The organism is Hwanghaeella sp., from assembly GCF_965227365.1.
GTDB lineage: Bacteria > Pseudomonadota > Alphaproteobacteria > UBA8366 > Aestuariispiraceae > Hwanghaeella.
Window position 1 is genome coordinate 3153966 of sequence record NZ_OZ245754.1, and the last position, 12503, is coordinate 3166468.

The window sequence follows — 12503 nt, forward strand, 5'->3', positions numbered from 1 at the left end:
GCAATTTTGTCCCGTTCGCCCGGCCTCCCCCTTGACGGAAGGGAGACCGGCGGCCGTAAATCCAATCGAAGACGGGACAAAAGATAATTCGGGTAGTGCGGAGGAACTCATGAGCAGCATCTATGACCGGGATCTGGACAAGAACGCCGCCAACCATGTGCCGTTATCACCGTTGTCCTTCCTGAAAAGGGCAGCGACCGTCTATCCGGATAAGACGGCCGTGGTGCACGGGTCGATCGAGAGGACCTGGGCGCAGACCTACGACCGCTGCAGGCGGCTGGCCTCCGCACTGACCAGGAACGGGATCGGCAAGGGCGACACGGTCGCCGTCATGTGCCCGAACATCCCCCAGATGATGGAAGCCCATTTCGGCATTCCCATGACCGGCGCGGTGATGAATGCCCTGAACACGCGTCTGGACGCGGCGACCATTGCCTTCATTCTGGACCATGGCGAAGCCAAGTTGGTGATCACCGATACGGAACTGAGCCCGACCATGAAATCGGCACTGGCCGAGACGGCCCGCAAGGATCTCCTGGTCATCGATGTCGACGACCCGGAAGGAAGCGGCGGCGAGAAACTTGGCGCGATCGAGTATGAGGATTTCATTGCGGGCGGCGACCCCGAATACAACTGGTCGCTTCCTGACGACGAATGGGACGCGATCACGCTGAACTACACTTCCGGCACAACGGGGAACCCCAAGGGGGTCGTCTATCATCATCGCGGGGCATACCTGCTGGCGATGGACAATATCGTTACCTGGGGCCTGCCAAATTCGGCGCGGTATCTCTGGACCCTGCCGATGTTTCATTGCAACGGCTGGTGCTTTCCCTGGACCCTGGCCGCCGCCGGCGCGACCAATGTCTGCCTTCGCCATGTGAGTGCGGCGAATATCTACCGCACCATCGCGGAGGAAGGGGTCACGCATTTCTGCGGCGCGCCGATCGTTCTGGGCATGATGATCAACGCGACGGCGGAGGAGCGACGCCCGCTGCCCCAGACGGTGGAAGTGATGACGGCGGCCGCACCGCCGCCCCCGGCCGTTCTGAAACGGATGGAGGAACAGGGCTTTCACATCACCCATGTCTATGGTTTGACGGAGGTTTATGGCCCCGCAGTCGTCTGTGCCTGGCAGTCGGAATGGGACGATCTGGATCCGGATGCGCGCGCGGCCAAGAAGGCTCGTCAGGGTGTGGGCTACACGGCGCTCGAGGAATTGGCCGTCATGAACCCGGAGACCATGCAGCCCGTGCCGAAGGACGGGGAGACCATGGGCGAGGTGATGTTCCGCGGCAATATCGTCATGCGCGGCTACCTGAAGAACCCGCAGGCCAGCCAGGAAGCCTTCGCCGGCGGTTGGTTCCATTCCGGGGACCTTGGGGTCTGGCACCCGGACTCCTATGTCGAACTGAAGGACAGGTCGAAGGACATCATCATCTCGGGCGGTGAAAATATTTCCACGATCGAGGTGGAAAACATTCTCTACCGCCATCCGGAGATCGTCGAAGCCGCGGTTGTCGGCAGGCCGGATGAGAAATGGGGAGAAACGCCCTGCGCCTTCGTCCTGACAAGAACCGGCGCCACCTTGACGGAAGCCGATGTCATCGCCTTCTGTCGGGAAAACATGGCCCATTTCAAGGCGCCGAAGACCGTCATTTTCGGCGATCTGCCAAAGACCAGCACCGGGAAGGTGCAGAAATTCGTCCTGCGCGACAAAGCGAAGGCACTCTAACCCTCATTTTCGGAGCATCGGCGCCATGGCACCCGACACCCCTTTGCACAATGAACGCGTCGTCTACCTGAACGGAGAGATCATCCCGGAGAGCCGAGCGCTGTTATCGTTCCGGGACACCGGTTTCGTCTATGGAGACGCAGTCTTCGACACCGGCCGGACATTTGGCGGCAAAGGGTTCCTGCTGAAGGAACATGTAGACCGGCTCTACGAGACCCTGGCCTATGTGCGCATCGACCCCGGCATGCCAAAGGAAGAGATGCTGTCGAAGACGGAAGAGGTCCTTGCCATAAACGCGGCCCTCCTGGGTCCGGACGGGGATTACTGGGTGACGCAAAGGGTGTCCCGCGGCGTTTCCCCGGTCGACGGCGAGGCACCGGAACGCGAAGGCGCGACGGTGCTGATCGAATGCATGCCGCTGCCCTTGCGGGCCCGCGCGGCGATGTTCCGTGATGGTATCGACGCGGTCGTCGCTTCGCTGAAACGCACGCCGCCCAGCGCACTCTCGCCCAATGCCAAGACCAACAACTACATGAACATGATGCTGGCACAGCGGGAAGTCGCATCCTATGCGCCCGGCGCCTGGGCTGTTTTGCTGGACGAGACCGGGAACATCTGCGAGGGGGCAGGGTGCAATATCTTCGTGGTGAAGAACGGCACGGTTTATACACCGTCCACCGAATACATCCTGGACGGCATCACCCGGCAGGTAGCCATCGACCTTTGCGGCAAAGACGATATCCCGGTGATCGAGCGCCCCTTGTCGCTGCACAGTGTAGCCGTCGCAGACGAGGCGTTTTTCACTTCCACAAGCCTATGCATTTGCCCGCTGCGCAGTTTCAACGGCCAACAATTCGGGGCGACACCGGGCCCGGTCACGAAGCGCTTGATGACGGCCTTCAGCGAGATGGTCGGCCACGACTATGTCGGACAGTATCTGAAACACCTGTCGAGCGAGAAGACTGGCACGGGCTTTTGATCCCCGCCGCAATGATAGAGATACGGCCATGAAACTGTTCGAGTGCCATAACTGCGGACAGGTCCTGTTTTTCGAGAACGGTCGGTGCGAGCAATGCGGTCTTCTGTTGGGCTTTCTGCCGGAAGTGACGTCGTTGAGTGCGTTGACATCCGACGGCGGCGATCTTTGGCACACCGTCTCAAGTCCCGGAGACGCTTACCGCTTTTGTGCCAATTCCGTGCATGGGGTGTGCAACTGGCTTATCCCGGCGCAAAGGCCGGACAGTTTTTGCACGGCGTGCAAACTCAACCGGACCGTCCCCAACCTGGACGTGACCGGAAATCTCGCGCTGTGGCAACGTCTTGAAACGGCGAAGCACCGTATGGTCTACGGGCTGCTTCGGTTACGGCTGCCCCTGACCAACCGGATTGACGATACCGAGCGCGGTCTCGCCTTTGATTTCCTGTCCGACAAGACCGATCTGTTTCGCGAAGGGCCGCAGGTCATCACCGGACACGCCCAGGGCGTGATCACCATAAACCTGGCCGAAGCCGACGATGCCGAGCGCGAGCGGCATCGACGCGACATGGCTGAGCCTTACCGGACCCTGTTGGGCCATTTCAGACATGAGGTCGGCCACCATTACTGGGAACGTCTCGTCCGCGGCAGCGACAATCTCGACGCCTTCCGAAATTTGTTCGGGGATGAGCAGCAGGACTATGCAGCCGCCCTATCGACGCATTACGCCTACGGGCCCAGCTATGATTGGCAGCAGCATCATGTCAGCAGCTATGCCTCGTCCCACCCTTGGGAAGACTTCGCCGAGACCTGGGCCCACTACATGCATATCGTTGATACGCTGGAAACTGCCGCCGCTTTCGGTATCAAACTCCAGCCTGGCCCCGGCCCCAGCCAAGCCACCGATGTGCAAGTGGGCTTCGATCCCTATCGCCAACGGGACTTCGATCCGTTGATCGGCGCTTGGCTGCCGTTGACCTATGCGGTCAACAGCATGAACCGCAGCATGGGCCAACCGGATCTGTATCCGTTTGTCCTGGCGCCGCCGGTAATCGACAAACTGCGTTTCGTCCATAACCTGATCAACGCCGCGGAAGAGACATCCCCAACAGTGCCAACGAGCCGGTAGCCGCCGTTCAACAGTTAACCGGAGGTCCAGGCTCTAGATCATACCCAAAATCTAAATGCGAAACCTGGCGAGAAATGACTTTCATTTACCGATCGCTAATACATTGCATATAGCGTCGGGCCATGAATTCGCCTCTGCTGACATACTGGAGGGAATTGCGCGGCGCGGCTGACATGCCCGCCTATGCCCAATTCGACCCCACATCGCTTCCTGGGATCCTGCCCGACCTGCTTGTCATGCGGGTGCATGCCGCCCCCTTGGATTTCGAATACAGCCTCATCGGCTCCAATATTCGGCGCATCCACCGGGAGAACCGCCGAGGCCAGCGGATGTCGACCATCGATGGGCAGGGCAAGGGCTCTCAACTTTGGGATTTCCTCGAAAACGTGGCTAAGCGTCGAGAGCCGGCGTCCTTCGACACGCCCTATGCCGGCCCGGTGGAGGAAATCGAAAGAGTCCAAAGCCACGCTACGCCATGGGCGGGAGCCGACGGCCGCATTTCCCGGCTGGTCATTCATGTTCCCAAGGACCATTTCAGACAGGCGCTACCCTGGACGTCGCCATTCGGCGACGCTCTATAGGAGCCCGCAGCGTTTGTCGCGCCCCCGCGGCCGGCGGTTGCATCTTTTCAAGACAATTCCGACGTGCTGACACAGTTGTCGAAGCTTTAGAGTTTCCATCGCGTCGTTGGGAATCCATTGCCGCATGCCAAGACATCCGGGCGGCAAAGGATTCCGAGTTTTTGGTTAACGCTTTGAGTCCGCAAAAGCTCTTCCGTGAACACGATTTTTCTGATTCACCGGATTCCCTTACCCGCCAATGGTTAACGCGGCGATGTTAGGGACGACTGGCACAGCGATTGCGCCTGTTACCCCGAGACTGGGCAAGAGAGAGCCCCGTAGCGAGGAGTAACGAGATGACCAACCCCTATCCCATGATCGACCCCCTGGGGTTGCCGGCCGCGAACGATACCGTTCCGGACGGCCTCGGCGGCGAAGCGGGAAGCCGCCTTGCAAACCGGTTGGAGGAAGTGGCCGGCGATCTGATCGCGAGCGCGGGCGACGCCGGAAGCCCGGGTGACGGATACCGACGGCTGCTACACAAGGCCATGCTGGTAGCCGCCGAAGCGCAGCGGGAATTGCACCGAAAAGACCGCGAATTGCGCGCCCTTAGGCTGCTGTCGATCACCGATGAAATTACGAAACTCTTGAACCGCCGTGGCTTCGACCGCGCGTTCGACCGGTCCCTGGCGCGATCCCGGCGCAGCAACGAACGCGGTCTGTTATTGATCGTCGACCTGGATCATTTCAAACGGATCAACGACACCCACGGGCATGTCGCGGGCGATCTCGTCCTTGCGAGTGTCGCGACACTGCTACGGGTGAACACCAGAGAAATCGATGACGTCGCGCGCATCGGCGGCGACGAATTCGCAGTGCTCCTGAACGGGGCGGACGACCTGCAGGGCTACCAGAAGGTTACCCAGCTGGAGGTCATGCTGAACAACCTGACGGTTCCCTGGGATGGGGAACGGATCCAGGTTCATGCCAGCATCGGTGCCGCCCCGTTCGGGCCGCATGACGACCCGGTTGCCGTCATGCGCACCGCGGACGAATGCATGTACGGGCGCAAGCGCGGCGGCATTCGCCCCGACTTCAATCAGTCGACTATCGAGGTGAAGGCTCTGCCGGCCGAGTGAGGGCCTTCCCGTTCAGTTTTGCGTACCTGTTAAGTCTTTAACTTTTGGTCCCCAACGGGCTCACACCTTCGAGCCCATCCCTGCGGCGGCGTCCTCTCCCCAATAAGGACGCCGCCGATTTTCTGTTGAAAGCCACCCGGCCCTCTATGCCGCGTCCGGGACGTTCTGCGGTTTGATATCCTTCAGGCGGATCGCACGCCCCGACCGCGCCCCGGTGGAAACGCCGTCGCGCCAGACAACGCGGCCATTCACCATGACCAGCTCGATACCGGCCGCAGGTTCCATCGGGTTCTCGTAAGTTGCACTGTCGATGATGCTTGCCGCATCGAACAGTACGAGATCCGCGAAAGCACCGGGCCTGATAGCGCCACGGTCGATCAGGCCGAAACGGGCCGCGGGAAGGCCGGTCATCTTACGCACCGCTTTCTCCAACGAAAACAGACCGACATCCCGGGAATAATGCCCAAGGACACGAGGAAAAGTACCCCATAGGCGCGGATGTGGTCGTGCGTCATGCGGCAGGCCATCAGATCCGATCATGGTCGAAGGATGGGCCAGAATTCGTCGGACATCGTCCTCATCCATCATAAAGAAAATGCCGCCAGCAGGCGAAAGCATCTTGGCGGTTTCCGATCGGCTCATACCGAACTCAGCCGCCAAGTCATCCAGATCCCTGCCGGCGCAATCGGGCCGGGCTTCCGACCAGGAGACAAGGATTTTCCGCGCCCCCTCGAGCCGCGCGGAATCGAGCACCGTTGACCCGGCTTCGTAAGGATAGGCGTCCAGTGCCATCGGTTGCCGGACACGATAGTGGTCAATGCGCGCGAGGGTTTCAGACGATCGACCGTGATTGCCCTCGCCCGTGCATTTGTGATGCGAGATCACGACGGGCGCACCGCCGTCATGGCCAATCCGCGCTGTCTCGTCGATGGAATCGATTACGAAGTCGCCCTCGTCCCGCATATGCGTGCTGTGAAATGCACCCGCCGCGCCCACGGCCTTGACCAGCGCGATGACCTCTTCCGTGGATGCATGCTCTGCGGGGCGATAGAACAAGCCGGTACTGAAGCCGGCCGCTCCCGCGGCAAGACTGTCCTCCAGCAGCGACAGCATGGTCGACAATTCGGTTTCACTTGCCGTGCGCTGAAGATCCGACATCGCCGCCAGGCGCAATGTGGAATGACCGATCTGCGGCAAGACATTGACCGCGGGCGGCGCGTCATCGAGCGCGGCAAGGTAATCGCCGAACCCGTCGAACAATTGGGCACCGGTCGGAGCAATCAGGTCGAGCGGCGGCGCCGGGCGCTTGTCGTCCGGAACGCTCAACGGCGCGAGGCTGATGCCGCAGTTACCGGTAACGACAGTCGTCACCCCTTGGCTGACCTTGCAAGCATGCCCCGGATCCGAGAGCACGGCACGGTCATCATGTGTGTGAACGTCGATGAAGCCCGGTGCCAGGACCAGGCCTTCGCCGGCGATTACGGAACCGGCAGGTTGAGCGGACAGGTCCCCGACCGCCTGTATCCGATCGTCCACAATGGCGACATCCGCCTTGAACAACGGTGCCCCCGTCCCGTCGCAGACCATCGCCCCTTCTATCTTGATATCCGCCTTATCCATTACTCGCCCGCTCTCCCCAGGATCGAATTCAGATGATGTGATCGAACGCCAACGGTTCTACCGTTCGGTGTTTCGACTATGCGTTTGCAGGCCGAGTTCATCCAAGGTCAATTGCTCCCGCCTGCTTTCCTCGGCCAGTTCTTCCTCTTCCTGCCTTTCAGCCGTGATCTCGTATTTCTTCTGTTCTTCGAAAGCCTGCGCCAGACGATCCCTAGCGGTATCGATATCCACCGCCAATGCGGCCTTGCGGTCTACCAGCGCCTTTCGACGGTTGCCGGCATGTTTGGCATAGGCGACAAAACCGGCCCCGTATTCCGGCGTTTCCCGCGCCTTTTGACGTTCATTGGCAATTTCGGTATCCAGTCTGTCGATGGCGCGGTCGAACGCCGCATCCTGTTCCAGAAGATCGGCCAACAACCGGCGCCGGTTGTCGACCTCCAGCTTGGCCAGTCGAATTAACGTGGAAACAGTCTTCACCCGCCATCAGGCTCCGTGGCTTGTTCCGCCTCCGGTTCATGATCCGGAGCCGGCATGTCGCCATAGGGCATGCCGAGGATTTGGGCCAGCGTCTGATAACCCTGCTCCAGAGACGCCTGCTCACTCTGCATTTGCGCAATGAACCTGTCCAAATCGTCGAAATAATGGATCGCTTCGTCGACTTGTGGATCGGATCCCCTGCGATAAGCGCCGAGACGGACCAATTCGGCCATGTCTTCATAGGTCGACAGCAATTGACGGGCGCGGTTCACGACCGCGTTCTGCTCCTCGGAATTACAGCCCGGCATCGAGCGGGATACGGACCGCAGGATGTTGACCGCCGGATAACGGTTCCGATGCGCGATCGTTCGGTCCAGCACGATATGGCCGTCCAGGATCCCCCGAACGGCGTCGGATATGGGCTCATTATGGTCGTCGCCTTCGACCAGCACGGTGAAAATGCCGGTAATGTCCCCGGCGCCGACGCCGGGGCCGGCGCGTTCCAACAGTTTCGGCAGTTCCGCGAAGACCGTTGGGGTATACCCCTTGCTCGCCGGCGGCTCCCCGGCGCTGAGACCGATCTCCCGCTGGGCCATGGCGAAACGGGTGACAGAATCCATCAGGCACAGGACCTCCCGCCCCTGATCACGCCAATATTCGGCAACCGCCATGGTCATATAGGCGGCTTCACGCCGCATCAGCGCGCTTTCGTCGGAGGTCGCCACGACAACCACGCTGCGCGCCAGACCTTCCTCACCCAATTGGTCTTGAATGAATTCTTGCACCTCACGGCCACGTTCGCCGATCAATCCGATGACGATGACCTCCGCACTCGAATAACGCGCCATCATCGACATCAGAATGGACTTCCCGACGCCGGAACCGGCGAAAATGCCCATGCGCTGGCCCTGACAGATCGTGGTGAAGGTGTTGAGACAACGAACCCCCAGATCAACCTTGGGCCCCAACCTGTTTCTGGTATGTGCCGGCGGGGGCTGATTACGGATCGGCATCGGCCGGTCCCCCCGCGGGAGGGAGGCGCCGCCGTCGATCGGCTCACCGAAAGCATTGATGACACGGCCCAGCCATTCAGGATGCGGCCGAACCACCGGTTCGGACTGGATCAACTCCGCCTTGCTGCCGAGACCGACCCCTTCCAAAGGGCCGTAAGGCATGGCAAGGGCGAGCCCGTCCCGAAATCCGACGACCTCGCACCGGACGCGCCGTCCGCCCCGCGCGATCAGATCGCAACGGTCACCGATAGAGAGATAACCCGATACGCCGCCGATCTGAAGCAACATGCCCTGAATACCGATCACCTTGCCGGAGACCTGGGCGACAGGAATTCGGGATACCTCCGCTTGGGCCTGTTGGAGGGGTGAAGACATGGGTTAGCCTTGCTTCAAATAGTATAAGATCGGACGCATAAAAATAATCTTTATCCCAACTCTTCGCCAGTAGCGAGGAAACAGCCGGTAATTATTGTTTTGGCACAAGAGATTACATCGATTCCCTTTGGTCTGGCCATTTTTGTTAACAATGTTTAACATTGTCTGCTAGCATATCGGTACACCGCTACGCATTGAAGGCAAAATATGTCCAGCGAATCGCGGCGATAAGGCCTTAGGACAGTCCGCGCAGAATGTCGGTCGCTTGAGGGGAACGGAAATGAGAGTGCTTCTAGTCGAAGATGATCCGTCAATGGCCCGGAGCATCGAAATGATGCTTCAGTCAGAAGGGTATGTCATCGACCTTACTGAATTCGGGGAAGACGGCCTCGAAATCGGAAAGATTTACGATTACGACTTGATCATCCTTGATCTCGTCCTTCCGGATATTGACGGGTACGAAGTCCTGCGGCGCCTCCGCGATGCCCGGGTCCAGACTCCTATCCTGATACTGTCGGGCCTCACCGAAATGGACCACAAGATCAAGGGCCTCGGCTTCGGAGCCGACGACTATCTGACCAAGCCATTCGACCGGCGGGAACTCCTGGCGCGAATACAGGCGGTGATCCGACGGTCCAAGGGGCATGCAAAATCGGAAATCCTCTGCGGCCCGCTCAAGGTTCTGCTGGATTCGAAATCCGCGGAAGTCGACGGAAAACCGGTTCACCTGACCGGCAAGGAATACGGCATCCTGGAACTCCTGGCTCTGCGTAAGGGAACGACGCTGACCAAGGAAATGTTCCTGAACCATCTTTATGGCGGCATGGACGAACCGGAAGCGAAGATCATTGACGTTTTCGTCTGTAAGCTCAGGAAGAAACTCTCCGTCGCCACGGGCGGTCACAACTTCATCGAAACCGTCTGGGGCCGCGGCTATGTTCTGCGGGAACCCGACGAACCGGTCGCTAAAGCGAGTTGACCAACGCCGCTGCCCTCATCGCAGCATGACACGAAAAAAGGCCGCTTCCATGGGACGCGGCCTTTTTGATGGTTTGCTGTCCTGTTACCGGGAGCTCACCCGGCCGGGATGACCGCGGGGGTGCCGCCCTTCTTCTGATACATGCCGCGATACCCCGGAACCGGCGCGAAGCGGTCCGTGATGCCCAACACCGTCTCAGCCCCACCGAGATACAAAACGCCGTCGTCGGACAGTTGGTCCGCGATCCCATCCAGAACCTTGCCTTTGGTTTCCTGGTCGAAATAGATCAGGACGTTCCGGCAGAACACGATGTCGAACTGCCCCAGGCCGGAAAGCGGCTGCAAGAGATTGAAGGGTTTGAACTGCACCATCGACCGGATCGCGGAGTCCAAGATCCATTTGTCGCCGTTCTGCTTGAAGTATTTGATCAGCAAGGTGATGGGCAGACCGCGCTGGACTTCGAACTGTGTGTAGATGCCCGCCTTGGCCTTGTTGATCATCTCCATGGAGATGTCGGTTGCCGTGATGTCGAACCGCCAGTCCGCCAGTTTCGACCCTTCCTCCTTGATCAGCATGGAAAGGGAATAGGGCTCCTGGCCGCTGGAACAGGCCGCGCTCCAAATCCGGACGCGCTTCTGACCTTCCCGCGCTTTCATCAACCCCGGCAGAACCGCCGTTTTGAACTGGTCGAACGGCTTGTTGTCGCGAAAGAACAGCGACTCGTTCGTCGTCATCGCTTCGGTGATGTCGCCGATAAGGGTTTCGTTCCTGCGGCGCACCTGATCGGACAGTTCGTCCAAGCCTTTCAGGCCGTGCTTGCGGGCCACCGGCATCAACCGTGTTTCCAGCAGGTATGCCTTATCTTTCGACAGAACCAGCCCGGACCGTTCCTTCACGGTCTTGGCCAGCAGATCGAAATCTTCGACCTTCATGCCGCGCCCCCTGTTGCTAGACGCTTGATCAATCCGCCGATCTCGTCGATGGGAAGGACCGCAGAACACAAGCCGGCATTCGCGACGGCTCCGGGCATGCCCCAGACCACGCTGGACGCTTCATCTTGTCCGACCACTTGTCCTCCACCTTCCACGACGACTTCCGCGCCTTTCTTTCCATCCGACCCCATCCCGGTCAGAATCACTACGAGTACCCGCGCCCCATAAGCTTTCGAAATACTTCTTAACATCGGATCCGCCGCCGGCCGGCAAAAGTTCTCGGGTGGATCCTGAGTTAACTTCAGCGTCTTGCTGACGCCCTTCGTCTCAACCAGCATATGATAGTCGCCCGGCGCGACATATATCGTGCCGGATGCGATTGCCTCACCGTCCGTGCCCTCTTTGCAGGGACGCCCGCTGGCTTTCTGAATATGTTCCGCCAAAATCGTGGTGAATGTCGGCGGCATGTGCTGTGTGATCAGAATCGGCTGCCTGACCTCGGGCCCCAGGCCGGAGAGCACCTTGAACAGAGCCTGCGGCCCGCCCGTGGAACTGCCGATCGCGATAACGTCCGGCTTGTTGTTCTGCAAAGGCCGCGTGGTGAAATTGGCAGGTTGTCTCGTCGTCGGTTTCGAAACCGTCGCCGTCCCTGTAGCGCCGCGCGTGGAGGCATTGCCCGACAGTCGGCGTCGCCGCCGCGCGGTTCGGCCCAAGGTCTTGACCTTCTCGATGAATTCCCGCCGGAAATCGTCCGCCGAGCGCAATTCGCCGCTGGAAGATGGTTTGGCGATGTAGTCCGCCGCTCCCAGTTCCATTGCCTGCATCGACACTTTGGCGTTTCGCAGCGTCAAGGTCGACGCCATCAGCACCTGCACCCCCGGCGACTTCTCGATGATTTTCGGCAGTGCCGTCAGCCCGTCCATCCGGGGCATTTCGATGTCCAGGACAACAACGTCCACGTCGTGCCGTTCCAAGGACTTCAATGCCCTCTCTCCGTCCCCGACGGAGGCAATCACCGACAATCCCGCTTCTTCCTCAATCATCCGACTCAACATGCCGCGGATGACAAGCGCATCATCGACGACCATCACGCGGATGGCGTCTTGCGTGTCAGTCGGTTGAGAAAGGCGCGCCGCAGCGCCGCGGCCGGACATTACAGCAGACCTACCTGAGTGAACTTGCTTTGAATGATTTCGCTGTCGAAAGGCTTCATGATGTACTCATTCGCCCCGGCAGCGATTGCCTTCTGGATATGTTCCAGATCGTTTTCCGTAGTACAGAAAATGACCTGAACGTTCTCGTTGCCCGGCATCTGCCGCAGCGCAACAAGGAATTCCAAGCCGTCCATGACCGGCATATTCCAGTCCAGTAGAACGGCGTCCGGCAGGCTCTTGTTGCAGGCGTCCAACGCTACCTTGCCGTCCTCCGCCTCGATTACTTCGAAGTTAAGTTCTTCCAGTATCTTGCGCGCCACCATTCGAATGACGCGGGAGTCGTCCACGACAAGACAGGATTTCATCGACATCGCTCCCCAGGGATTGCGGAAATACAAACCAATTTAACGGTCC

At 59.6% G+C, this 12503-nt stretch carries 12 protein-coding genes; 6 read left to right on the forward strand and 6 right to left on the reverse strand.

What is annotated here, in order from left to right; translation table 11 throughout:
* Nucleotides 1-109 precede the first annotated feature (109 nt).
* From ACQK2G_RS14465 to ACQK2G_RS14485, 5 genes are all read left to right on the forward strand, one after another.
* Nucleotides 110-1735 carry an acyl-CoA synthetase gene (locus tag ACQK2G_RS14465; RefSeq protein WP_425405744.1) on the forward strand — a complete coding sequence of 542 codons (1626 nt, stop codon included), beginning with the start codon at nucleotides 110-112 and terminating at the stop codon, nucleotides 1733-1735.
* A gap of 25 nt (nucleotides 1736-1760) precedes the next feature.
* Nucleotides 1761-2714, forward strand: a complete 954-nt coding sequence (locus ACQK2G_RS14470; RefSeq protein ID WP_425405745.1) for an aminotransferase class IV — start codon at nucleotides 1761-1763, stop codon at nucleotides 2712-2714.
* A 28-nt stretch (nucleotides 2715-2742) separates the two neighbouring features.
* Entirely contained in the window at nucleotides 2743-3840 is a 1098-nt protein-coding gene (locus ACQK2G_RS14475) for a zinc-binding metallopeptidase family protein (RefSeq protein ID WP_425405746.1), read from the forward strand.
* A 122-nt stretch (nucleotides 3841-3962) separates the two neighbouring features.
* Entirely contained in the window at nucleotides 3963-4421 is a 459-nt protein-coding gene (locus ACQK2G_RS14480) for a PAS domain-containing protein (protein WP_425405747.1), read from the forward strand.
* A 335-nt stretch (nucleotides 4422-4756) separates the two neighbouring features.
* Nucleotides 4757-5539 (forward strand): GGDEF domain-containing protein, encoded by a 783-nt coding sequence (locus tag ACQK2G_RS14485; protein WP_425405748.1) that lies wholly within the window; start codon nucleotides 4757-4759, stop codon nucleotides 5537-5539.
* A gap of 144 nt (nucleotides 5540-5683) precedes the next feature.
* On the opposite strand, the gene ACQK2G_RS14490 is transcribed toward ACQK2G_RS14485, so the two are convergent.
* The 3 genes from ACQK2G_RS14490 to fliI are packed head-to-tail and all read right to left on the reverse strand — an operon-like array spanning nucleotide 5684 to nucleotide 9024.
* Complete coding sequence (locus ACQK2G_RS14490) at nucleotides 5684-7159, reverse strand: N-acyl-D-amino-acid deacylase family protein (protein ID WP_425405749.1); 1476 nt, start codon at nucleotides 7157-7159, stop codon at nucleotides 5684-5686.
* A gap of 57 nt (nucleotides 7160-7216) precedes the next feature.
* Nucleotides 7217-7636, reverse strand: a complete 420-nt coding sequence (locus ACQK2G_RS14495) for a hypothetical protein (protein ID WP_425405750.1) — start codon at nucleotides 7634-7636, stop codon at nucleotides 7217-7219.
* Nucleotides 7633-9024 carry a flagellar protein export ATPase FliI gene (gene fliI, locus ACQK2G_RS14500; RefSeq protein WP_425405751.1) on the reverse strand — a complete coding sequence of 464 codons (1392 nt, stop codon included), beginning with the start codon at nucleotides 9022-9024 and terminating at the stop codon, nucleotides 7633-7635. Before fliI ends, ACQK2G_RS14495 begins: the two co-directional genes overlap by 4 nt.
* 280 nt (nucleotides 9025-9304) lie before the next feature.
* Here fliI and ctrA point away from each other — a divergent pair, with 280 nt between their 5' ends.
* A complete protein-coding gene (gene ctrA / locus ACQK2G_RS14505; protein ID WP_425405752.1) occupies nucleotides 9305-10003 on the forward strand; it encodes a response regulator transcription factor CtrA in 699 nt (232 codons plus the stop codon).
* Nucleotides 10004-10098: 95 nt separating this feature from the next.
* Here the strand turns inward: ctrA and ACQK2G_RS14510 are convergent, their stop codons facing one another.
* Genes ACQK2G_RS14510 through ACQK2G_RS14520 form a run of 3 tightly spaced genes read right to left on the reverse strand, consistent with a single transcriptional unit; the run spans nucleotide 10099 to nucleotide 12454 of the window.
* The gene (locus ACQK2G_RS14510; RefSeq protein WP_425405753.1) at nucleotides 10099-10935 is read right to left on the reverse strand and encodes a CheR family methyltransferase; all 837 of its coding nucleotides are present in this window, start codon (nucleotides 10933-10935) and stop codon (nucleotides 10099-10101) included.
* Nucleotides 10932-12089: a protein-glutamate methylesterase/protein-glutamine glutaminase gene (locus ACQK2G_RS14515; protein WP_425405754.1), complete on the reverse strand. Its 1158-nt coding sequence runs from the start codon at nucleotides 12087-12089 to the stop codon at nucleotides 10932-10934. Before ACQK2G_RS14515 ends, ACQK2G_RS14510 begins: the two co-directional genes overlap by 4 nt.
* A complete protein-coding gene (locus tag ACQK2G_RS14520; protein WP_425405755.1) occupies nucleotides 12089-12454 on the reverse strand; it encodes a response regulator in 366 nt (121 codons plus the stop codon). Before ACQK2G_RS14520 ends, ACQK2G_RS14515 begins: the two co-directional genes overlap by 1 nt.
* Nucleotides 12455-12503 lie beyond the last annotated feature (49 nt).